Consider the following 24158-nt stretch of genomic DNA (forward strand, 5'->3'; position numbering starts at 1 on the left):
CTATGTTGCCTGAGATTGTATCTTTCGATCGTCAAATTACCCTCGTGGGTGACTCTGGGATCCAGTTTATGGATTTCGGATTGTCCCTTGGCCGCCTGCCTGCCGGCGAGTTTGTCAAATTAGCAAACGGTGTACTTACCCGTTTAATTTACAACGAGCAGCGCGATTACTATTTCTATCAGCCGACCCCCGATAACATCGAGAAGGCAAAAAGCCAGTACGATATCCCTGTTGAACAGAGCCTGAAGTTGTTTGACGGCATCTGGTTACCGCTTCCTTTGTTTCGCTTTAGCCCACCGAATGTGTACCAGGAGGGACCGCTAAACTGGGCTCGTTTTCGTTTAGTCAAACTACCTGAAACTGATTTAGATGGTCATAGCCATCGCATGACGCTGGCGATCGACACCCGTATTATGGCTAAACAGCAGGCCGCCGCTGACCTCAGTCCGAACCAGGAAGATATGAATGCTGGGGCAACCTTCGCCGTCGCGACAGCAACCTATGCCCTAAATTGGTACCTGACGCAGGACTGGATAACCGACTGGCTCAAAGAAGTATTCAAAGAAGCGAGCAAAGGCCGGGATATCGACGAGCGTGAGCAGGAACTTGCACAGCAATACCCGCTGGCGCATTACCTGAACCTTCTGTCATTGATGGCGATTCCAGTCGAAGGTCTGCAAACCCAGACTGACCCCGTCATTGAACTCCCGCAGTTCAGAGTGATCGCCAACAGGGAAACCAATGCGATTAAACCCATCGCCGTCGACCTGATACTCGACGTGGGTAACTCGCGCACCTGTGGCATTCTTATTGAAGATCATGGGCAATCAGGTTCAGGCATGAGGCACAACTATGTGCTGAAACTACGTGATCTCAGCGCCCCCGAACATATCTATACCGATCCTTTTGAAAGCCGGGTCGAGTTTTCGCAAGCCTTCTTCGGCAAAGATCACTGCTCTGTACGCAGCGGTCGCCACGACGCGTTCCAGTGGCCGACTATCGCACGTATTGGTGGTGAAGCCAGCCGTCTAGCGGCTCGTCGTAAAGGCAGCGAAGGTTCAACGGGCCTGTCCAGCCCTAAACGCTATTTGTGGGATGAGAAGTTTTATGGTCAGGGTTGGCGTTTTAATGGCAGCTATGTGCAGGACAGCAATCCATTGGCAACGGCGGCACCATTTGCCAACCTGATCGATGAAAGAGGCGAAGCCCTGCACACCATTGAGGATGAGATGGATCGCATCCCCGTTTTTACGCCACGCTACTCACGCAGTTCGCTGATGACCTTTATGCTGGCAGAAGTTCTGACCCAGGCCATTAGCCAGATTAACAGCCCGGAGCAGCGTATTCGCCAGGGACACGCCGGGATCCCGCGTCAGCTACGCCATATTATTCTGACGGTTCCGCCAGGTATGCCCATGGCTGAACGCTGTATGCTGGATGAACGCATGCGTCAGGCTGTCGGCTTGGTGTGGAAATCGTTACGCTGGCACAACGGCGAGAACGATCCGTACGAGGACGTACAAGAAGAGCATACGGAAGCTAACATCAAGATCCCATTACCTGAAATCAGGGTGGAGTGGGACGAAGCCTCCTGTGCACAGTTGGTTTACCTGTACACCGAGATTAATCAGAACTTTGCCGGTCATCCGGAAGAGTTTTTCGACGCAATTGGCCGACCAGACCGTACCGATCGTGAAAGTATCACTATCGCGTCAATTGACATTGGCGGCGGGACCACCGATCTGGTGATCACCGATTACTGCCTCGATCATAATGGGCACACTGGCGGTGGTACTAACGTACATATCATCCCCCACCAACGCTTCCGCGACAGTTTTAAGATCGCAGGTGATGACATTTTGCTGGAAGTTATTCAGTCATACGTTCTCCCCGCTTTTGAGCAAACCCTGCGTGAAGCCGGTGTAATGTCCACTGAAACACTGATGTCCCAGTTGTGCGGATCGCAGAATATTAGCGCAGCCGAAGCCGTGCTTCGCCAACAGCTGAGCTTGCAGCTGTTTGTCCCGCTCGCATTGAATATCCTGGGAACATATGAACATTACGATCCGCTTGATGAACAAACGCATACCCTGATTAACCAACGTGTCGGCGATTTGCTACCGGTGGGTTGTATTCGTGATGAAGTCGAAGGATTCGTGCGCCGCGAAGTTCAGAAAGCGGGAGGCCCGACGGACTTTAAAATCGCGGATATCATGCTTAATCTGCCACTCACCAAACTCCATAGCGATCTATGTGCAGGTAAGTTCAGCATCGATAAAGTCCTGACCGCACTCTGTGAAGTGCTGTCTTATTATCATTGCGATCTGCTGCTACTCACCGGCCGGCCGTCTCAGTTACCAGGGGTTCAGGCGATCATTCGTCGCAACCTTCCGTTACCGCCAGGGCGTATTCTACCATTACATGGTTATCAGACAGGTACCTGGTACCCGTTCCATAAAAACGGTCATATCGACGATCCGAAAAGTACAGCTTCAGTGGGTGCCATGCTCACGCAACTGTGTGCTAACCATAGCATTCCTAACTTCCATTTCCGCACATCAGAGCTGAAACCCTATTCAACGATTCGCCATATCGGCACCATTGATATGGATAACCTAATTCGCGATGCCGACATCGTTTATCAACATATTGAGTCTGAAAACGGGCAGATTAAGCTACCTACCATCATCGATGAAAATGGCGAGAAAACCACACAAAGCATCGTTATGCGTGGTGACCTGCGCTTAGGCTATCGCCAGTTGGATGCTGAACGCTGGACTGCAGCACCGCTGTATACTCTACGTTTTAGCGAAGAAGGACGTAAAAAATTCTCTTTGGCTAAGTCCACAGATAACGGCTCTCCGTATCTCAAAGTCAGATTGACGATCGATAAGGGTAAACGAGCCCATCAACTTGGACTGATTAGCGATCGTCTGGCGATAGCCGATGTCAGCAGCAATACCGATAAGTCATTTAGCAAACGTGATTTGGATCTGGATCTCAATACGATGCCCGATAGAGGGCTCATTGATAGCCGTCACTGGCTCGATAGCGGGAGTGTTAAAAAATAATGAATAACGATCAAAAATCTCTCACTCAGGGTTGGGCTGCTATCGCTCAGGGATGCCTTGACGCACTCGGATGGGTCAACATCGTACGCTCCGGTTCACGTCGTCTAGACAACGAAGCAGACAAACTCAACCTGAGTTTGCTGCGTACGCGAAATCTGGCCAACAGCCTGACTCAGGTTGCCAAGACACCGATGACCGTCGGTTTTTTCGGTATTTCTCAGGCAGGGAAATCGTACCTCATTTCAGCGCTCGCTGCTGGTAGCAACGGGTCACTGGAAGCGCTCTACGGTGAAAGGCGTGTTGACTTTATCAAAGAGGTTAACCCTGTTGGTGGAGGTAAAGAAGCTACGGGGTTGGTCACTCGCTTTACCCGTCAGGCTCCCGCCGCGCCAGCTGGATACCCGGTGCCGTTGCGCCTGTTCAGTGAAATCGATTTGGCTAAGATTCTTGCGAACACCTGGTTTAACGACTTTAATCATGAGCAATTGAGCTATCAACTTGACCAAAGTCGGGTTGAAGAGCGTCTGCGCCCATTCCTGCAGCGGGCTGTGCAGGTACAGGAATATAATGGCGTCAGTCAGGAAGATGTCGTCGCCTTGTGGGATTATCTTAACGCCTCCTTTAAAAAGTCAGTTGAGAAGCTTGAACACGCCTGGTGGCCGCAGGTACTGAAAATTGCCCCGACGTTGAGCCCAAATGATCGTGCAGAACTCTTTTCCTTGCTGTGGGGAGAACAGCCAGCCCTCACCGAAACCTACCGTTCATTAGCCAATGTACTGGTGAAACTGAACCATGCCCGGATGGTATTCGCACCGCTTGAAACGCTGACTGACCACAGCAGCGGCAGCATCATGAACGTAGATAGCCTGAACAGACTAGGCTCCAGTCAAGATCGCAACGTTGAGATACGTTACTGGAAAGAAGAGCAACAAATTGGTAGCGCCAGCTTAACGCAGGCGGAACTGGCTGCCTTAACCACCGAACTGATTTTCCCTCTGGCAGAAGTTGAAACCAACAGTGTTGTGGAACAGGTTGATCTGCTCGACTTCCCTGGCTATCGAGGTCGTCTCAAGATCACCGCTCTTGAACAGGCTGGCCGGGATGGACTTAACGCGATTTCGCAACTCCTGCTTCGCGGAAAAGTTGCCTACCTGTTCGAACGCTATACCGATAACCAGGAAATGAACGCGCTTGTCGTATGCGCAAGCTCTGCCAAACAGAGCGACGTTGCTGATGTAGGCCCGGTATTAAACCACTGGGTAGAGAAAACTCAGGGTAAGAGTGCCGAAGAGCGCGGAGGCCGCAACCCGGGTCTGTTCTGGGCAATAACCATGTGTGATATGCGTATCGTCAACAGCCTGCAACATACCGAAGGCCAGTTAAAAGAAGGCTGGGAAGGTATGATGCACATGACTCTACTGGAAAGGTTCTCACACTATGACTGGCTTTCGCAATGGGCACCTAACCAGCCTTTCAACAACTGTTTCCTGGTACGTAAACCCGGGCTCGATAACCCATTCCTGAGACTTGAAAGTAATGCCGGGCAGGAGCGACTCCTGGAAGTGTGTATCAGCGATCGTTACCGCGATGTACTCGATAACATGGGCAACACCTTCGTCTGTGGAAAAAATGTGAATGCTCACGTTGCAGAACCGAAAGCAGCCTGGCAGGCAATGCTCGAACTCAACGACGGCGGAATGTCGCGCCTGACTAAAGCACTTCGCAGCGTCGCCCATCTCGACTTCAAACTAAAACGTTTACAGCAACAACTGCTGCAATGTCGCATGGAAACCGGTGATCAACGTCTTGGTCGGTGGTACGAAAAAGACGGTGATGGGCAGATTGTGAAAAAACAAGCGATTGCCAAAGAGTTATGGCAGGGTTTGTCTGCATGTTCCCACAGCATGGGGGAGCTTATCGAACGTCTGGTTCTGCCGCCTCAGGAACTCAACAACATTTATTTGAGTATTCGCGACCTCGGTCAGGCGCCGCAGACCGAAGGTGAAAACTTGACCATCAATGCTTTTGCAGCCAGCCCGTTTGGTGGTAATCCGTTTGCTGATAACCCCTTTGCCAGCGACCCCTTTGTGACTACGCCTGTTGCAGCCCCCGTTATTGATACACCAACAACTGTCGCAGCAGAACGCGTAGGCCAGGATGATGATTTCGCGCATCAGGCCTTTAAAGCCTGGGTAGCCCACTTGCGGGAGTTGCCACAGCAGCCGTTGCAATGGCGTCAACTGGGCATGAGCAGTGAGCTGATTAATCAACTCAGCGAAGAGTTAATCACCGCCGCCACACGTTTGGATCTGGAAGGGACATTGAAGCATGCCCTGGCGGGTCAAGAGCAGGCTGAAACAACTCGCGTACATATGCGAGCACGTCAGGTTTTGCGCGCTCAACTGACCATGCGTGATTTTATTGCCTGGTTTGGTTATCTCACCCTGCCAGCAGAAAAGGTACCCAACAGCTATGTAGGGGAGAGAAACAAAGTGTTTCTGCGTCAGAAGCAGCTCGCTAACGATGAGTTGCCACAACTCCCAGCAGTCGCGCCACAGCCCGGCGTGTCCTATCTGGGTGACTGGCTCTCTGCTTTGATGAGCGTCGTCCTGGACAATGCGGGTCATAGCGCCACACGAGATATTTCCTTCGAACATAATCGGCAACTTGGTCAGATTATCAGCCAATTGAAGCAAGAGAACATGCCATGCTAGCTAAAATCATCGCCTGCCAGCCGGCAGAGCCAGGTACTGCACAACTGATGGTCCGCCTGCGTGGTGAAACCACAATATTGACTAATCTGACCTTTACTCTGTGTAATAACGAGCAGAACTACCTGCAACCCAATGGCAGTTGGAGCCCGGCGCAACACTGGTTTACCGTGAACGGCGGTTATGCGTTGAATAATGGTAGCGGTTTTCGTATTGGCCCAACATTGCTTGATCCATTGCTGGCAACGGCAAGCCAGGTACAAATTCAGATCAAGCTCGATTCTGGGGAAACACGCAATACCACATTACAACTGGAGCGGAACGAACTGCTCTCTTCTGAAGCAAGAGGTGAAACAGGCAACTATAGCGGCAGCAGCATGCTGGCTACTCCAGAAGATTCTTCTGAGCCCGTCATTGCGACAGAAACCGGTGTTGCCCCTGCGCCTGTAGAGCCGATTATTCATTCTGAAGTGAGAACTCCGGCAAAATCGGGGCCTTCCCGCCTTCCTGTCATTAGCGCTGTAATACTGGCATTAGTCGTGATTGCCAGTGCTCTGTGGTGGTTTTTAGGCCGGGATAAATCACCGGAAGTCGCCTACGTTGAACAAGCTCAGCAAGAAACACCAGCGACTGCACCCACCGCCGCACCAGAGCCTGTCGCTCACAGCACCTGTTCTGCACAGGGATTAAACAGCCAGAACGAGCTTGATTTCGTCCAGAGCTGCGTTCTGGAAAAACTCGACAGTGACAAGCTGCTGACCATTATCCAGGCAGCAAAAGAGGCTAAAAAATGTGGTGTTGCACAGCGTCTGTATGCTAACCGTGCTCAGAGTGGCGATACCAAAATCGCGATCGTGTACGCAAGTGAATACGATCCTAAATATCACCAGCCAAGTGAATGTTTCAAAGCGCCGGATAAAGATACTGCAGCATATTGGTACGAAACGGTTCTGCAAACAGAGCCTGACAACCAAACGGCCAAACAGCGCCTTGAGGAGCTAGGAAAATGACTAGAAATCCGGTGAGTCTTCTGGCTCTGCCATTATGTGGCCTGCTGCTCAGCGGGCATGTATTTGCCACTGATGGCGACAAACCTCTGCTCCAAGAAGGTAAGAAAACGTTATATCAACGTGTTCTCACTACCCCGGGCTGCAAACTTGGTACTGCCGCAGGTGATGATAAAGGTCAATTACAGCCGGCCTTCAGCAGCCTGTATGTTTATCAAAAAGAAGATGCAAACGGCCAGAGCTGGCTTAAGGTCGGGCCGGATAGCTTTGGTAAAACTATTGGCTGGTTACCAAAGTCATGTACCGTCGACTGGAAAATGCAGCTCACATTGGCATTTACCAACCCGGCAAACCGTGACCGTTTGCTGTTCTTTAAAGAGAGAAAAAGCCTTGATGATATTCTCTCTGCTCCCGATCCCGTATCGCTGGTTGCCCCGCTTCGCGCCAGGTTAAAACGAGATGGCCACGCCGAGGGTATTCAGGCTGAGGAGCCCGAATATTTTGTCGATCTGCAAAAGCAGTTTTATCTGTTGCCAATCCTGAGCGGCGAAGAGGTCATGACTGAAGATGGCTTCTATACTCGTCTGCTTAACGTAGCCTCCGTCAGTAAAGCTGAAACGGCTAAAAAGCAAGAAGATAACGTAAATCAATTGAAAGGGTTTAACGCCTCGGTGGTCTTCGTTATCGACTCAACAATTTCAATGGGGCCTTATATTGAGCGCACCAAAGACGCGGTTAATAAGATCTATGGCAAGATCAAACAAGAGCATCTGGATGAGCAGGTTAAGTTTGGACTGATCTCATTTCGTTCAAATACCAAAGCCGTTCCGGGCCTGGAATACCGCACAAAGATTTACGCGGATCCTAACCATGTGAAAGATGGTGCGGATTTCCTGAATAAGGTCGCTGATTTAAAAGAAGCGAAAGTCTCCAGTTCTCTGTATGACGAGGATGCGTATTCCGGCGTGCTGTCAGCTATAGATGACATTGACTGGAGTCCGTTTGGTGCACGTTACGTGGTCCTGATTACCGATGCAGGAGCTATTGACGGCAGCAACAAGCTGTCAGGTACCGGTCTGGATGCCAGCCAGCTTCGTCTTGAGGCGGGTAACCGTGGTATTGCTATCTATACACTGCACCTAAAAACATCAGGTGGTAAAGATAACCATACCAAAGCTGAAAGCCAGTACCGCGATCTCTCCAATTTTGACAGTACCCAGTCCAACCTTTACCAAGCCGTAAATGCCGGTGATATCAAGATGTTTGGTCAGCAGGTAGATGCGCTAGCTTCCGCCATTACTGAGCAGGTTAAATCTGCTTACATGGGTGATGCTGCAATTGGTAGTGCGCTTTACGCTAAAGACGATGGACAAAAACTGACGCCGGAGCAAAAGCTACTTCAGGATACGGCATTAATTGGACATGCCATGCAGTTGGCTTATCTGGGTAAGCGCAACAGCACGCAAGCCCCGTTAGTCTTTCAGGCATGGATTAGCGATCGCGACCTGATTAAGCAAAACATTCCTACCACCGACGTTCGTGTTCTCTTGACCAAAGGTCAGCTAAGCGACTTAAGCGATGCTGTCAGCCAGATCCTTAAAGCAGCAAATGAGGGGATGATCTCTCCGACCAAAATGTTTGAGCAACTGCGTACTGTTGCGGCAACCATGGGCGCTGATCCTAACCAGCTGAAACAACAGGATAATGCACGCATTGGCGATCTGGGTGTACTGGGAGAATATCTGGCCGATCTTCCCTATAAGAGCGATGTCCTGAACCTCGACGAAGAGACCTGGAAAAGCTGGGATGGATTGTCACAGGAGAAATTTATCCGCACGCTCTCATCCAAACTGCGTCATTACCAAAAATATAACTCCGATGTTGATCGCTGGGTTGAGCTGGCAAAAGGAAGCGATCCGCGCGATCGCGTTTATCCCATACCACTGGAAATGATGCCCTGATGCTGCGCATAGAAGAGTTGTGCGTTGTTCGCGGTCATGGCATTCATGCTCACCGGGTTTACCTGCCGCAGCTCACGCTGCGGTCAGGCCAGGTGGTCGCGGTCACAGGTGAAAGTGGATGTGGAAAAAGCACGCTACTGGAAGCCATCGGCTTATTACTGCAGCCCAGTAAGATCGGGTGCTTCGAGCTGGACGAAGGTGCACAGCAATTTGATATCGCCACGCTAATAAAGGATGAACAGCATAATGAACTGGCGGATATTCGCGCCCGTCAGCTTGGCTTTGTGTTGCAAAATGGGGGGTTGCTTCCCTATCTGAGCGTCAAAGATAACATCCTTCTGCCGTGTCAGTTGCTGGGATTACGCCCCGACAACGCGCTGCTGGACAAAGTAATCAATGCTCTCAAACTTGCGCCATTATTGGCCAAATATCCAACGCAGTTGTCGTTTGGTGAACGACAGAGAACCGCTTTTGCACGTGCGATATTACACCGTCCAAAGCTGGTACTGGCGGATGAACCAACAGCCGCACTTGACCCCTGCAACGCAAAGAAATTATTTAACCTGTTTATTGAGCTGGTTCGCCAGGAAGGCATGATGGCGCTGATTGTTTGCCACGACTGGCCGCTGGTACAACATTTCAATTTACCCTGTTTAACTGCCCAGCCTGAACCGTTAGTGGCATCGTCGAAGCACGAACAGGGAGGAACCTATTTTGTCCTTTAACCGAGCCAGACTGCTGGGCCGCCTGGCTATGCAAGACCTGTGGCACGATCGCATCATTTCTTTTTGCATCGTTTCTTCTCTCGTTGCTGTCATCGCACCTTTATTACTTCTTTTCGGTTTGCGTTTTGGGATTGTGAACCAGCTGCAAGAAGATCTAGCCAGTGACCCTCGCAACCTGGAAATCCGTATGCTGAGTAGCGGCGTCTACAACCAAAATTGGATCGAACAATTACGGAAGCGACCCGATGTAGGTTTCGCCATCGGACAAACGCGTTCGCTAAATACGCTTGCTGATCTGCAAACAGACAGCACACATTTCATTGAGAACGCTGAAGTTATTCCAACAGACTCAGGGGACCCTTTACTCAAGTCCCTTGAGCTCCATCAGGAAAACGAGGTTGTCATTACCCAGGAAGCAGCACGTAAATTAGCGGTGAGTGTCGGTGATTCGCTCTTTTTGCGAGTAGGCAGAATGCTTGATGAACGTCGGGAATGGGGACGAAAAAGCGTTACCGTCGTGGGGATTTTACCTGCGACCTATTTTAATCGTGCCGCGATCTTTACCCAGCCTTCGTTATTGCTGGCGCTTGAACATTTCCGCGATGGCTATGCGGTAACCGGGTTGGGGATGACCACCGGTGTGCAGCTTGACGGTAAACTACCGCTCTACGCGCGCGCCAGATTATACGCCCGTGATATTGATCAGGTTGCCAGCCTTGAGCGCGATCTCCGGGAACAGCGTATCGAAACCACCAGCCGTCTGGCTGATATAGAAAATGTGAAAAGCATCAATCGTGTTTTGGGCATTATTTTTAATACCATTGCCGCCACCGCACTCATTGGCTGTACTGCCTCACTTACAGGCTCATTGATCGCGAATGTTGATCGCAAACGTAAACATATAGCTGTCCTCCGCCTGCTCGGTTTTACCCGTCCGGCAGTGGGGGGCTATGTGATTTTTCAAGGCTGTCTGCTTAGTCTGGTAGCTTATATCGGTGGCTTTGCGATTTACCTTTTAGCCAGTCAGGTCTTTAACCAGGCTTTAGCAGGCAGCCAGGCAACGGGTCAGATGATTTGTAAGATCACCCCGTTGCACGGCCTCATCGCTCTGATACTCACCAATGTCGTAGCGACACTGGTCGCAGGCATTGGTGCCTGGCGCGCCATTAATATTGAACCTGCGCAGAGCCTGCGCGAGGCATAACCCTTATTCCTACTTGCTCATTTGCGGAGAACGTTCATGGCCTTTACCCCTTCTACATTATCACGCTTGCTAGCGCTGGCGCTGCTGGTGAAGATATCGCCCGTGCTGGCTGAACCGTGGGCAGAGAAAATCTATAATCCCAAGCCGGATAGCGAAGATATTGTTTTGCCAATGCCCTGTGAAGGCTCTATGGTTTTCCGTAAGATAGAAATTCCGGTCTCAGGTCCTTTGGATGATATGCCGATCACCTTAGGAGAAGATGGCGGAGAATGGGGTTTCGTTGAACACAGTTATCCAACCTTCATCGCCGGTAGCTTTACCGAAAGCAAAAAAAGTAGAGGTCGTTACTATTTGATGGCCAAATATGAACTGACAGCATTGCAATACCAGGCATTAACCAATGATACCTGCCCTACACCATCACGTAAGTTAAGCATCGCAGAAACCAATATCAGTTGGTTCGATGCGGTAAATTTTGCCGATAAATATAACCAGTGGTTACGCACGAATGCTCTCGACAAATTACCGAAAGAGGATGGCAACCCTGGATTTTTACGTCTGCCTACTGAAGTAGAATGGGAATTTGCTGCACGTGGCGGTCTCAAGGTAAACAGTGCGGAATTCCGTGATTCCCACTATCCAATGGATGACATGAAGAATTACGAATGGTATTCCGGCCCACAGTCCTCTAACGGCAAAGTACAGCTTATTGGGCTATTGAACCCTAATCCCCTCGGCCTGCACGATATGCTGGGTAACGTCTCTGAGATGATGTTTACCCCATTTTATCTCAACAAAATCAACAGACTTCACGGCCAGGCTGGTGGTTTTGTGGTTCGAGGAGGCAGCGTCATCTCGAATGAATCAGAGATCCGTAGCGCGGCCCGTAAAGAAATTAACTACTACGATGAAGCTCATCCTTTCACCAGCAAAACAACCGGTCTGCGTCTGGTACTAGTCTCACCGGCCATTACATCAACAGACCGCGTGAAACAGCTGGAGAAAAACTGGGCTACGCTCGGTGCCGATAAACCGGTCATAGATAAAAGCAAAGAAGACCCCACAGACACCGCTAAAGCGCTGGGAAGCCTGGCATCAGGCGTTGAAGACACCGAACTGAAAAAGAAACTGAAGGATCTGGAAAATCAGCTGCGCGCCAGCAATCAGCAACAAAAGGAAGAACGGGCACAATCCACCCGCGCCAGCCTTAACCTCGGCTCATTCCTTTGCACAAAATTGCAGGATGATGGTCGCTTTCTTGACTTCCTCAATCACAACTATGAATTGCTGTGTAAGGATAAAGATGCCAGTGATAAAAATTGCTCTATCCGAAAAACAAAACTTGGTGAGCAAACAGATCACCTGCAACAGCTGACGAGTTACTACGCCAGTAGTCTGGTTGATTCAGCCACGCTTTATAGTGAGGAAGGTCTGAAACATGAAGTGACGGTTTTCGATCAAATGCTCACACTGAACAAACGTCTTACAGGTCTTAAGCCATTCCTCGCCGCGCACTGGCAGAATCAGCAAAAATATCTGGAAAACGGGAAAATTGATACAGCTAATTGGCTGGAAAACTGTAAGAAAATTAAAAGTACTAACTAATCTATGAGACGACAATAAGTCAGTCCGCCTGGTGCTGATTATTCTGGCCGGTTTTGTAATCTGAGTGTCATGTACATGATCCAACAGGAAATGGTGTGACGCTCAATACTTCTCAGGTCAGTTACTACATGACTCAGCGTAAGAAAGGTGTAACCCAGCATATCTCGGCCATGAAGGCCGGTATCTCTGTCCGCTCCGGCCGCCGGATCGAAAAAGATCAGTGGTCAAAAGCCGGGGCTCGTCACTGGCGGACGCGCAAAGACCCTCTTGAAGCCGTATGGGACAGCATGCTTGTTCCCCTGCTGAAGGAGAGACCCGCTCTGATGCCGACGACTCTGCTGGAAATGCTGCAGGATAAATATCCCGGTCAATACCCCAACAGTCTCCGCATGACAATGCAACGGCGGGTCCGCGAATGGAAGCTGCAGTACGGTGCAGAGCAGGAGGTGATGTTCCGCCAGAGGCATCAGCCCGGCCTGCGTGGCTTGTCGGATTTTACCGAACTGAAAGGTGTAGTTGTCACCATCGCCGGTAAGTTGTTGGCGCATAAGCTGTATCACTTCCGCCTGGAATGGAGCCACTGGAGCTGGATGCGGGTCGTGCTGGGTGGTGAGAGCTTCTCTGCCCTGGCTGAAGGCCTGCAGGAAGCGCTCGGACAACTGGGCGGCGTACCTGCAGAGCACAAAACAGACAGTCTGCGGGCGGCATGGAAACAACAGGGTGAAGACGGACGCCGCGAACTGACGGAGCGTTATGCCGCTCTCTGCCGGCACTACGGTATGCAGGGGGTGCACAACAATGCCGGGCGGGGCCACGAAAATGGTTCGGTTGAAAGCGCTCACGGCCATCTTAAAAGGCGTATCCGTCAGGCACTGATACTGCGGGGCAGTAACGACTTCAGCACTCTGGAAGAATACCAGGCCTTCATCACTCAGCAGGTCATGCGGCACAACCGCAACAATCAGGATCTGGTGAAGGAAGAGCGTCCTCACCTGAAGCCGCTGCCGCTTCGTCGCAGCGCCGACTACGACGAGCTGACTGTGAGGGTCAGTAGCAGCAGTACCATCAACGTGAGGCACGTCGTCTACAGCGTGCCTTCCCGGCTTGTTGGCCAGCTGTTACGTGTCCGCTTATGGGACGATCGCCTGAGTTGTTACGTGGGCAGCAACGAGGTCATGAGCTGCCCCCGGGTCAGGCCTGAAAAAGGGAAAACGCGGGCCCGGCGTATCGACTTCCGGCATGTAATCGACAGTCTGGCGAAGAAGCCAGGTGCGTTCTGCCATGCCACACTGCGAAATGACATCCTGCCGGATGATGAATGGCGGAGGCTGTGGCGTCGCCTGTGTAACCATCTGGAGCCCGAGATGGCGGGAAGGTTGATGGTGCACGCTCTGAAACTGGCGGCGGGATATGACGATATCTCGGTCGTGGCCAGAGGCATGGAGCAGATGCTGAACACCCCGGGAGAGGTCGATCTGCACCGGCTGATGCGCTTCCAGGGGATAAAGGAAAAGGAACTGCCGGCGGTCAGCGTGGTGCAGCACAACCTGAGCAGTTATGAGCAACTGCTGCGTGGCAAGGGAGGTCTGCAGTGAGCAATATCCACCACCTTGAACGCAGCCTGCGTAAACTGCGTCTGACACGTGTTGGCGCGGAGTGGCATGCGCTGGAAAAACGCGCGCTGGCGGAAGGCTGGACCCCGTCGCGTTATCTGCTGACATTATGCAATGAAGAGCTGCTGTGGCGCGAGAGCGAAAAACTGCGCCGCTATAAAAAGGAGGCTCGGTTGCCGGTGGCCAAAACGCTGAGCGAGTACGACTTCAGCCAGGTACCGGAACTGAATGGCGCTCAGTTCCGGCAGCTCTGTGAAACGACAGACTGGGTTGATGCGGGTGAAAACGTCTTGCTGTTCGGCGCCAGCGGGCTGGGAAAAAGCCATCTGGCGGCAGCGATCGTGGATGGTGTTGTAGCCCAGGGCTACCGGGCCCGGTTTTACAGCGCCGGAGAACTGCTGCAGGAGCTGCGCAAAGCCAGAGCGCAGCTGAAACTGAATGAGCTGTTACTGAAACTGGATCGCTACCGGGTGATAGTGGTGGATGACCTTGGTTATGTCAAACGCGACAACGCTGAAACGGGCGTGCTGTTCGAGTTAATCGCGCATCGGTACGAACGCGGGAGCCTGGTGATCACCAGTAACCATCCGTTCAGCACGTGGGGCAGCATCTTCGTGGATGAGATGATGGCGGTGGCCGCTGCAGACCGGTTGATCCATCACGGATATATGTTCGAACTGAAGGGAGAAAGTTACAGGAAAAAGACGGCAAAGGCAGTAACCAGCGCGGCTTAACGCCGCACTAAAGGATGCGGCCAGCATAGTTGGCGCCAGTCGGCAAAACTAGTTGACGTCTAATAGCAGCATTTTCCATGAACAGAGCTCCTTCTAAATTAGACGGAGCTCTAAGCTAGCGATCCCGGGACTGGAATTACAGGCGGCAGTGGCTTGACGCTTACAAGTGATCTACTATTCCGCACAGCTATTTAGATCTATCATTTTGAATAACTAACTTCAGAGTTAATATCACTCAGAATAAATCTAATATCTTTTTTTTGAGATATCTTTCCTTCTATTGCAATTATAATTTTCTCTTATAACATCTTGTCGGGTTGGTATTATAACAATATAGTACAATAGCTATGACGGTATAGCATAATAGACATAACAGCATAGTGCAATAGACATATTAATATAATAAACCAATGTATCACATGATGGTATTACAACTAACACACAACCAATATATCGCATTATGATTTACATTAGCCATTATAATTAAAGAATCAATTAAAATAATTAGCCCCAATAAAAACCATAACAGTCTAAGCTTTATGATTACCTCAAAATTAATTATTACTGCCCTATTGATAATATTGATACTCAATAACTTACAGGTAAAACAATGGTTAATGTAAACAGTAATGGTCCATTAAACACAAACTACATGAAGAGAATCAAAGATACATTAAATAAATCACTTAAAGAGCATTTCAGGACAATGGTACTCAGAATCGACCTGAGGCTACCGGATGATAGCCCATATGAAAAAGACCCAATGTTGATTACTCGCTTTATTGAATCCCTTAAATCTCAGAAGAATGCTGACCAACTCAAGAAAATATCCTTAGGTAAAAGGACTCATCATTGTCGCATCAGGTATGTATGGGTCAGAGAGTTCAATAAGAACGGTAAGAAACATTACCATCTGGCGTTATTCTTAAACAAAGATACTTACGCTTACCCGGGTTCATATAAACCAGATCATGAAGGTAACTATCACCATAACCTTGCATATATGATTATGGAAGCATGGGTACGGGCATTAAAGCTTCCAAAAGAAGACAATTACCAGAAGCATTACAAACTCATTCATTTCCCTGAAAATTGCTATGCACACCTGAACAGATACTCCTCAACTTATCTGGAGGATTATATGAACGTTATAAATAGACTGAGTTATCTGGCTAAGGAATACAGCAAAGACTCTTCGGACAACCAGAGGAACATTGGCTGTTCTCAGTGCTGATTAATGGTTTTATAAAACATTAGAATGTCAGAAAGCTATTCCCTGTACAGTATTTCGTTACTGCCGTGTGGATGGTGTGGAGAAGAAAGCGTCAACGGTTATTACCACCAGCATAGACGCTTCTCCATATCTCTCAGCATCCATATGGGGACAGACACCATGACCAATCAGAACAACAATACCAGCCTGCTTAACGACAAGATGGTCGATATGAAATTCATTACAGAATTTACAGGATTAACAGATAAATGGTTTTACAAACTAATTAGCGAGGGACAATTCCCAAAGCCTATTAAGTTAGGACGTAGCTCAAGATGGATGCAAAGTGAAGTGGAAAAATGGGTTAATGAAAGAATTAATCAATCAAGAAATCATTAAGTCTTAATACCCCTACGTCAATATCATTAAATCAAAAGCTAATAATCATCTATAAATAACTTAGTATATATGCTTCAAAAGGTCACTTTTAAATCATAGTCAAACAAATTCCACACAGGGCTGGGTAATAATACCGTCATATTAATTATGTTACCAGAAATAAAATTTAGAAATATTTTACACATTTCAAAATGTTCACTCAAGGCATATAAAATTAACATTATTGAAACAAATTAGGTGTGTTCATGCATTGTACACCGCATCATCAAGTAAACGAAAACCCCAATCCATGAGTTTTCATCTGGTGTTTAATTGAGCATTTTTCTGACAAAAACTCCAAATAAATCCATGATATAGTTGCTACAATTGCTACCGTAGCAATTGTAGCAACCAGATGCTCTACCTTAGTATATTTTTTATGTACTCCAAACAAGCTTTTCAGAGCATCATTTTTCTTTACATCTCAAAGTCAGAGAAGCAAAAAAAATCAACAAGTACAATACATCTTAATAATATTCTATAATCCTGAAAAATCAATGTAGGATTCCTTACCCTGTATATGTTTAGATGTATGAAAAATAGTAAAAGGAGCATTTAAAAGAGAATCACCTTCACCTGGCTCTGGCTTTGCTGGAACAAAAATACCTGTATCTAGTAAAAATACCTGCTGAGCACGAACCACATTTGATTCATTGGCATAAAAATTATTCACGCTTTGCGAGACAATACTTTTATTTATACGTGGTAATACATACATCGCCCCGGCAGGGCGATTATAACCATAAACAATGTAGTTCTGAGAAACCATTTGATCAAATAATTCCTTCAGCTTACTTGTGTTCCTGAGCCTGTTTGGCGCTTTCCTTCTGAAATATTCAAACTTTAACGGAACAAATTTATTATCAGCAAACAAATTCCTTACCCAAACATAGATTTCTTTGGCATCTTTTTCAAACTGGTAATCTTCTGACAACGTATAAAATATTTTGCGGGCCTGCTCAAGGTACCATCTCATAATGTTACAGGCGCTGGCCATATAATCAGCCCCCAACTCACTGGAACTGTCATTACTGAAATAATGGAATATAGCTGCCATTCTCGCAGCGTTCGCTGATGATTTTGAGGCGATGTCTCGGATATGATAAAGCTCTTTTCCTTCAACCATTTTACCTTCGATTTCATTTTTCAACTGATTACGGATTTCCAGTGCTCTATCTGATAGTATCAACGTTTTCTTTTCATATGTATTACGGAGGATAGATTCTTTTTGCTGAGAAAGTAAAACACGAATCCTGCCATGAAAATTTTCAAGACACTGTCGTGAACGACTAAAATTTATGTTATCCGTTCGGCTCCCGATAGTACTTTTGGCTGAGGCAAACAGGAAGCGAGGAAGAAAGCCGACATCTTTAGCAAGCCCCCCGTCTTTTTCAAAGTAATGATTTACAACCTTTGGTTGTGCCATCAATGAAAATGTGATACAGGGCTTAATAAATGTAAATGTTCCGTCAGCTCTTTTCTGTACATGTTCTCCTTCTTCCCAACCTTTGTTGAATATACCGAACTGGTTACTGGCATATCCTCTGAAAAAGATAATAGCTTCATCAGAAACAATCCCGGCATGGGAACATACAGCAACGCCATCAGTAAAAGCTTTCAGTGTCGTGTCTTCGTAGAGAATAGTTAAACGCTCAGGTTTTTGTGGCTCATTTCTTAAATGTAGTATGAAAGCATTTTCCATATCCTCAACACTTTCCCTTTCTTCATCATCAGGATTTACATAAGAAGACTTTACATTACGTTCGAGTACTTTCTTCCTGAGACGCCATAGTTCAAGATCCACCTTATATTCAGCTACACGATCCACATAGTCCTTGTTGAGCTCACTCATAAATGTATGAAATGGCTCCATGATTTGTTTATTAATTGTTGTTTTACCTTCGCCAGACTCAGCTATTGTCAGTAAATAAAGACAGCATGTTTCAGGCTGTATGCTGTGAGGAAGCGCGACGTTAACCAGTGGCTGACAGGCCATTGATGCTGCAGCCAATACTGTATTGCCGATAATCTCTGTGGGGATTTGTGAGTCATCATGCAGTACTTCAATAAGATCTCTCATTAATGGTGGAAACTCGTATGATGGAAAATCACTGTTGATATTGTTCTTCTTATTAGCATCACTTAATTCTTTAATGATTGAGTACACCGAGTTCATCCCTTTCTCTTAATTAATCTGTTTTAGCCCATGATACGCCAGTATAAGCAAAAAAATCGAGAGCTTCCGAATGAAGTGTTTACATATCAACGACGGTTTAAAACCACACCTTTCGCGTGCGACACTGTCTTTGTCTTTCATTCAATATCTATGGGGTCGCTCAGACACTCATCACCCACTTTACAGGCTTAACCGACAAATGGTTCTACAAGCTGATTAAAGACGGTGAATTTCCGAAGCCGATTAAACTGGGCCGCAGTTCCCGCTGGATGCAAAGCGAAGTCGAGACATGGGTTCAGCATCGTATCAGTCAGTCACGGAAGTAATTAAACTCCAACAATAACAATCCATAAATCTTATCGTACCCATCAGGCAGCCTGTAAAGCCCTGTAAAACCCTCAAACTATAAACCAAGTAAATTCATATGGTTAATCATTGTCCCTTCTCAAAACTCCTTACAGTGCGTTTAAACAACATCGACGGAAAAGGTGGCGTATTGAATAACATTAACAGCGATTTCAAATACCTCATAAACCACAATCATCCAGCATCTGAAAGTGAATAATTATGCATAAGTCCACGTTACAAAATCTGAAGTTGTACCTGGCTCTCGACAGTGACGGTCATTACGTGATTTCGAAAGAGATGAAAAACACTTCTGATGCTCAGTGGTTCTGTCCCTCCTGCTCTTGCCCTGTGAAACTCCACAACGATACTTCGGGAGAAAATGCCTGGTTTGTACACAACCCCGATGAGGCAACTAAACCGCTATTGGCAAATTGTGGTTATCTCAACACTGAAATCAAAAGGCGTGTCTTCATCCTGCGGTTACGCACGATGATTGACGAACTGGAGACGTTGACAGCAACGCGGTACTGGTTCTGCGTATGGTGCAAGGCGCATTATGAAGGGGAGAAACACTGTAAAGCCTGCAACACAGGGATATACAGCATCAGCCATGGCGACTGGTGCTGGAATTATAATCAGAAGGAAAATGCATCAGAAATCAGCGACCATACAGTCACCCGCATAAATCATCATCACCAGACAGCCTGTACCCCATCCTGACTGCGTTAACCGGATTAACCCTTACGTTTCCCTGCCCTGAGCGTGAAAAGCGTTTACAGCGTATTTCACTGACGACAGGAATGAGATTAATTTATTGTTTTAATTGATTATTTATTAAAAAGAGGGAAGGAGTATCCGTTATCAAAACTGTGTAGAACTGAATGTCCAGCAAGCCTCACCCTGTACCATTGGGTCGGAGCGCTGCATAAGGTCGAAACACTGGCAGAAAGGACACCAGGTAACGTGGTTGAATGGCTTGCCGGGATAATGCTGCTGAAAGGCTTCACGAAAAGACTCATTCAGCAGCCCCGTATTGACGATGCTGGCCCGGCAGAATAATTGTTCCAGAACAGCCTCGACAGTCTGGCCCTGCTGCCTGGCAAGCTCCTGGAGCACCTTGTAGACCATGACGGTGTGTTCTTTCTTGTGACTCATACCGTTATCCCTTCCTTTTGCCAGTCATAATCTCAGGGCTGAACACCGCATTCAGGCCGCCTTGCTGAAAAGCCATGATAACACTGGATTTATCTTCCATATCCAGAGCGTCAAAAATCAGAGTCCACCACTTTTTAATTTCTTCTTCTGAAAAGCGTTTCTGCTTAGCGTTGTCCGTAAAGGGGTCGCCTTCACCAGTAATGAGCCAGGTCAGAGAACGCCCCGTGCAGGCAGCAATCATAGCCACACTGTCGATACCCGGCACGGTATCGGTTTTAAGGTATTTCCTCATGGAGGCTTCGGAAACCCCGCAATCCCTGGCAAAAGAGGCGACAGACTGTTTCCCGATAACAGTTTTCAGGCGCTTACCAAAGTGCTCAGGTCCTTTTGGCAGAGGAGGCTCTCCCCAGGTCATCTTATTCTGATAGCTCTCCATACGAATTTACTACCTCATCGCATTCTCACCGTTTAAGATGAACTAATATCACTAAAACGTAATAAAGTAATTAAAAAATGCATAAACCAATCAAAACAAGCAAATAACCGGAATTTAGTACGTGAAAATATCAATAAATCCACTAAAGAAGTAGCATGCAACTCTCCAGTATGACTCCTCCGATCTGGCCTGAAAACGAGACTCATACGTAATAAATTTAAATTCAGTTGACTTAACCGTGTGGTTCTATACACTCATCATACACATTGTAATTTAAGTTTATTCAATGAAAATTGAGCCGGTACCCTATTCCACTGTTGCTTCATTTACTCCCGGAGCCCATGTCAGTCGCATCAGACAGAATGATGAGGCTAAAGCATGTCGTTTTTACGCGACCGAGCAGTTTATGAGTGACTGCTGGCAACCGGGTAATACCATTAACGATGATAAAGAACAGGTTGTACGCCCCACTCAGGCTGTTCTGTCAGTCCGGACGGGAGATGTGGTCATTAGCCTGATCCATGGTAAGGCCGCTATCGTCAGCCCCGAGCATGCCGGTCGCCTGCTCAGTAATAACTATGTCAGGGTCGAAGTTGACGGCAGTAAGGTTGTTCCGGCGTGGTTTGTCTGGCACTTCAATGAAAGCAGGGAAAGCCGTCGCCAGCAGGCACTGGCAACGCAGGGGTCAACATTTGTATTGCGTTTGTCTCTTACTGAGGTACGTCAGTTTACTGCAACGCTGCCTCCCCTTCATAAGCAGGAGGCAATCGGTGGGCTCTATCTGGCAACCATTGAAAAACGCCATTACCAGGAACGCCTGGCCGCCCTTAACGAACAACAGATCCTGAGCCAGCTCAGTGATATGATTCAGTAATTATCCCTTAACCGGGACTTACAAGAACAACAGGAAGAAGTATGTCGCCCCAGATTGAAGCACAGAATTTAAGTGAACTGCAAAGCCGCCTTTGGAATATTGCAGATACCCTTCGTGGCAAGATGAATGCCGATGAATTTCGTGACTATTGCCTTGGTTTTATCTTTTACAAGTATCTTTCGGAGAAGTTTGTCACCTATGCCAACAAAATCCTGAAGGAAGACGGGATTAAGTATAACGAGCTAACAGCTGAGCACCCGGCTTATCAGGACATCATTGATGCGGTGAAAGACGACAGCATTCAGACGCTGGGATACTTCCTGCCCCCAACTGACCTGTTCCACACCATGGCTCAGCGCGTAGCGAAGGATCAGAAAGGTGCCGGAGAAGGTTTTATCCTCGAAGACCTGGCTACCACTCTGCGCAATATTGAGCAGAGCACCCTGGGCACCGACTCCGCTGATGACTTTAGCAACCTGTTTGAAGACCTGGATTTAGGCTCCAGCAAACTGGGTAATACTGCCAAAGCTAAAAATGAGTTGATTGGGAAGGTTATCACCGAACTCGACAAACTGAGTTTTAACCTCAGTGAAGCCAGTTCTGATATTTTGGGCGATGCCTACGAGTATCTGATTGGTCAGTTCGCATCCGGTGCAGGTAAAAAAGCGGGCGAGTTCTATACCCCACAACCGGTTTCTACGTTGCTGGCAAAAATTGTTACCACACATAAGCTCAAGCTGAAAAATGTTTATGACCCGACCTGTGGCTCTGGATCTCTGTTGCTACGTGTAAAACGTGAAGCCTCTTCCGTAGGTAAAATCTACGGTCAGGAAATGAACCGCACCACCTACAACCTTGCACGTATGAACATGATTCTGCATGGCGTTCACTATGCTGACTTTGAAATCATGCAGGAAGATACGCTGGAGCATCCGCAGCATACGCATCTGAAATTTGATGCGATTGTCGCCAACCCGCCATTCTCCGCCAAGTGGAGCGCAAGCCCGCTGTTTATGAACGATGACCGTTTTGCACAATACGGCAAACTGGCTCCATCCAGTAAAGCGGATTTGGCATTTGTGCAGCATATGTTCTATCACCTGGAAGATGACGGCACGATGGCTGTAGTGCTGCCCCATGGCGTTCTGTTCCGTGGTGCGGCAGAAGGACACATCCGCAAGTTTATGATTGAACAGCTGAACTGTATTGACGCAGTAATCGGCCTGCCTGCGAATATCTTCTATGGCACCAGTATCCCAACCTGTGTGCTGGTGCTGCGTAAGTGCCGCAAACATAACGACGGTATTCTGTTTATTGACGCCAGCAACGACTTTGAGAAGGTGAAAACTCAGAATCGCCTGCTGCCGGTACATATAGACAAGATTGCAGATACTTACAACGACTGGAAAGCTCAGGAGAAGTACAGCCATATTGCGACGCTGGAAGAGATCCGCAACAACGATTACAACCTCAATATCCCGCGCTATGTCGATACCTTTGAAGCGGAAGAAGAGATTGATCTCAACGCCGTGGCACATGAGATTCGCGAGCTGGAAGGCAAGGTAGCTGAAATCGATAAGACCATCGCTGGGTTCTGTAAGGAACTGGGGATTGACGCGCCGTTTTCGTTGGCGGAGGGGAGTAAGTAATGGTGCCGAAACTACGATTTAGTGAGTTCAACACTCCGTGGAAACAAGTGTCATTAGGGGAGGTCTGTGCTGATGCTGCTTATGGCATGAACAGTGCTGCAACAGCATTTGATGGAAGCAATAAATATATTAGAATTACAGATATAGATGATGAAAGTCGGGAGTTTAGCCCTTCACCTTTAACGTCACCATCTGGTACGCTTGACAATAAATATCTTCTCAGAGATGGTGACATTGTTTTCGCCAGAACGGGAGCTAGTGTAGGGAAATCATATTTATATAAAAAAAATGATGGCAAATTATATTTCGCCGGATTTCTTATCAGGTTATCAATAAACAAAGCAAATCCATGCTTCGTTTATAACCAAACACTTACTAGGAAATATCGTAAGTGGGTTAAAATTTATTCAATGAGATCCGGGCAGCCTGGCATAAATGCTGAAGAGTATAAAGAGTTTGATTTCGCAATACCCTCCTCAGAAGAACAAAATAAAATTGCAAATTTCCTGTCATCTATTGATGAAAGAATAGCGTTAATGAACAAACAGTATAAGCTGCTGTGTCAGTATAAAAAAAGTATGATGCAAAAGATTTTTAGTCAGGCGTTGCGATTCAAAGATGATAATGGAAAAGTGTTCCCAGAGTGGACATGTAAAACTATTAATGACCTTGGGGAAATTGTTGGTGGTGGAACCCCAGACACTAACTCACTTTTATATTGGAATGGTGAAATACCTTGGTTCACTCCTTCTGAAATAAAAGAAAAGTTTGTCTCTGCAAGCTATAGAACAATTACACCTGAAGGTTTGGCAACATCCTCTGCAAAGCTAATTCCAGCAGGTACAGTATTGTTTACCTCAAGAGCGACAATTGGAGATGTTGCGATCGCTCAATACCAGTGTTCAACAAACCAAGGTTTTCAAAATATTTGTGTTAACAAAAACAACAGTAACTACTTTGTTTATTATTTATTATGTTCACTTAAAAATACTTTCATTCGTCGTGCTGGAGGTTCTACATTCCCAGAAATTAGTAAGTCAAACTTTCAATCTACGGAAATATTAGTACCTTCATTGTCAGAACAAACTAAAATTGCTAGATTTCTCTCTGCCGTTGACGACAAGATCACTAGCAAAAAAGCAGAACTGGATAAGTTAAAAATCTGGAAGCAGGGCATGCTCCAGCAAATGTTCGTATAGAAACTATCCGGCCCGGCCTAACTCCGGGCCAGCATAATA

The 24158-nt window shown here is 47.5% G+C and carries 19 protein-coding genes; 16 read left to right on the top strand and 3 right to left on the bottom strand.

Features of this window, described 5'->3' with window-relative positions; genetic code table 11:
- Nucleotides 1–2 precede the first annotated feature (2 nt).
- The 11 genes from FN082_RS03665 (at nucleotide 3) to FN082_RS03715 (ending at nucleotide 16243) form a co-directional block, all read left to right on the top strand.
- Nucleotides 3–3071 carry a virulence factor SrfB gene (locus tag FN082_RS03665; RefSeq protein WP_109241237.1) on the top strand — a complete coding sequence of 1023 codons (3069 nt, stop codon included), beginning with the start codon at nucleotides 3–5 and terminating at the stop codon, nucleotides 3069–3071.
- Entirely contained in the window at nucleotides 3071–5785 is a 2715-nt protein-coding gene (locus FN082_RS03670) for a virulence factor SrfC family protein (RefSeq protein WP_142981170.1), read from the top strand. Before FN082_RS03665 ends, FN082_RS03670 begins: the two co-directional genes overlap by 1 nt.
- On the top strand, nucleotides 5779–6792 hold the full coding sequence (locus FN082_RS03675; protein ID WP_047935079.1) for a hypothetical protein: 1014 nt from the start codon (nucleotides 5779–5781) through the stop codon (nucleotides 6790–6792). Before FN082_RS03670 ends, FN082_RS03675 begins: the two co-directional genes overlap by 7 nt.
- Nucleotides 6789–8750, top strand: a complete 1962-nt coding sequence (locus FN082_RS03680) for a vWA domain-containing protein (RefSeq protein ID WP_109241235.1) — start codon at nucleotides 6789–6791, stop codon at nucleotides 8748–8750. Before FN082_RS03675 ends, FN082_RS03680 begins: the two co-directional genes overlap by 4 nt.
- On the top strand, nucleotides 8750–9475 hold the full coding sequence (locus FN082_RS03685; protein WP_047935081.1) for an ABC transporter ATP-binding protein: 726 nt from the start codon (nucleotides 8750–8752) through the stop codon (nucleotides 9473–9475). Before FN082_RS03680 ends, FN082_RS03685 begins: the two co-directional genes overlap by 1 nt.
- Nucleotides 9476–9503: 28 nt before the next feature.
- Nucleotides 9504–10679, top strand: a complete 1176-nt coding sequence (locus FN082_RS03690; protein ID WP_185932102.1) for an ABC transporter permease — start codon at nucleotides 9504–9506, stop codon at nucleotides 10677–10679.
- 36 nt (nucleotides 10680–10715) lie between these two features.
- Nucleotides 10716–12284, top strand: coding sequence for a formylglycine-generating enzyme family protein (locus tag FN082_RS03695; protein ID WP_047935082.1), 1569 nt, complete (start codon nucleotides 10716–10718; stop codon nucleotides 12282–12284).
- Nucleotides 12285–12379: 95 nt separating this feature from the next.
- On the top strand, nucleotides 12380–13879 hold the full coding sequence (istA, locus tag FN082_RS03700; protein ID WP_142981172.1) for an IS21 family transposase: 1500 nt from the start codon (nucleotides 12380–12382) through the stop codon (nucleotides 13877–13879).
- Nucleotides 13876–14631: an IS21-like element ISEc10 family helper ATPase IstB gene (istB, locus tag FN082_RS03705; RefSeq protein WP_142981173.1), complete on the top strand. Its 756-nt coding sequence runs from the start codon at nucleotides 13876–13878 to the stop codon at nucleotides 14629–14631. The genes istA and istB overlap by 4 nt, the downstream gene beginning before the upstream one ends.
- 610 nt (nucleotides 14632–15241) lie before the next feature.
- Nucleotides 15242–15865, top strand: a complete 624-nt coding sequence (locus FN082_RS03710) for an inovirus Gp2 family protein (protein ID WP_047935084.1) — start codon at nucleotides 15242–15244, stop codon at nucleotides 15863–15865.
- A gap of 159 nt (nucleotides 15866–16024) precedes the next feature.
- Nucleotides 16025–16243 carry a helix-turn-helix transcriptional regulator gene (locus tag FN082_RS03715; protein ID WP_047935103.1) on the top strand — a complete coding sequence of 73 codons (219 nt, stop codon included), beginning with the start codon at nucleotides 16025–16027 and terminating at the stop codon, nucleotides 16241–16243.
- 517 nt (nucleotides 16244–16760) lie between these two features.
- On the opposite strand, the gene FN082_RS03720 is transcribed toward FN082_RS03715, so the two are convergent.
- Nucleotides 16761–18449, bottom strand: a complete 1689-nt coding sequence (locus FN082_RS03720) for a YfjI family protein (RefSeq protein WP_185932103.1) — start codon at nucleotides 18447–18449, stop codon at nucleotides 16761–16763.
- Nucleotides 18450–18574: 125 nt separating this feature from the next.
- Between FN082_RS03720 and FN082_RS03725 the strand changes: the two genes are divergently transcribed.
- A complete protein-coding gene (locus FN082_RS03725) occupies nucleotides 18575–18784 on the top strand; it encodes a helix-turn-helix transcriptional regulator (RefSeq protein ID WP_072060150.1) in 210 nt (69 codons plus the stop codon).
- Nucleotides 18785–19025: 241 nt separating this feature from the next.
- Nucleotides 19026–19526 (top strand): putative zinc ribbon protein, encoded by a 501-nt coding sequence (locus FN082_RS03730; RefSeq protein WP_072060151.1) that lies wholly within the window; start codon nucleotides 19026–19028, stop codon nucleotides 19524–19526.
- A 141-nt stretch (nucleotides 19527–19667) separates the two neighbouring features.
- Here FN082_RS03730 and FN082_RS03735 read toward each other — a convergent pair whose 3' ends face one another.
- Nucleotides 19668–19961 carry a hypothetical protein gene (locus FN082_RS03735; protein ID WP_047935085.1) on the bottom strand — a complete coding sequence of 98 codons (294 nt, stop codon included), beginning with the start codon at nucleotides 19959–19961 and terminating at the stop codon, nucleotides 19668–19670.
- A 4-nt stretch (nucleotides 19962–19965) separates the two neighbouring features.
- A complete protein-coding gene (locus FN082_RS03740; protein ID WP_053060060.1) occupies nucleotides 19966–20397 on the bottom strand; it encodes a helix-turn-helix domain-containing protein in 432 nt (143 codons plus the stop codon).
- A 406-nt stretch (nucleotides 20398–20803) separates the two neighbouring features.
- On the opposite strand from FN082_RS03740, the gene FN082_RS03745 reads away from it, so the two are divergent.
- Genes FN082_RS03745 through FN082_RS03755 form a run of 3 tightly spaced genes read left to right on the top strand, consistent with a single transcriptional unit; the run spans nucleotide 20804 to nucleotide 24119 of the window.
- Nucleotides 20804–21271 carry a restriction endonuclease subunit S domain-containing protein gene (locus FN082_RS03745; RefSeq protein WP_235892115.1) on the top strand — a complete coding sequence of 156 codons (468 nt, stop codon included), beginning with the start codon at nucleotides 20804–20806 and terminating at the stop codon, nucleotides 21269–21271.
- Between the two features lie 41 nt (nucleotides 21272–21312).
- Nucleotides 21313–22920, top strand: a complete 1608-nt coding sequence (locus FN082_RS03750) for a type I restriction-modification system subunit M (protein WP_047935087.1) — start codon at nucleotides 21313–21315, stop codon at nucleotides 22918–22920.
- Entirely contained in the window at nucleotides 22920–24119 is a 1200-nt protein-coding gene (locus FN082_RS03755) for a restriction endonuclease subunit S (protein ID WP_142981175.1), read from the top strand. Before FN082_RS03750 ends, FN082_RS03755 begins: the two co-directional genes overlap by 1 nt.
- Nucleotides 24120–24158 lie beyond the last annotated feature (39 nt).

Origin of the sequence: Klebsiella spallanzanii, from assembly GCF_902158555.1 — a bacterium.
GTDB lineage: Bacteria > Pseudomonadota > Gammaproteobacteria > Enterobacterales > Enterobacteriaceae > Klebsiella > Klebsiella spallanzanii.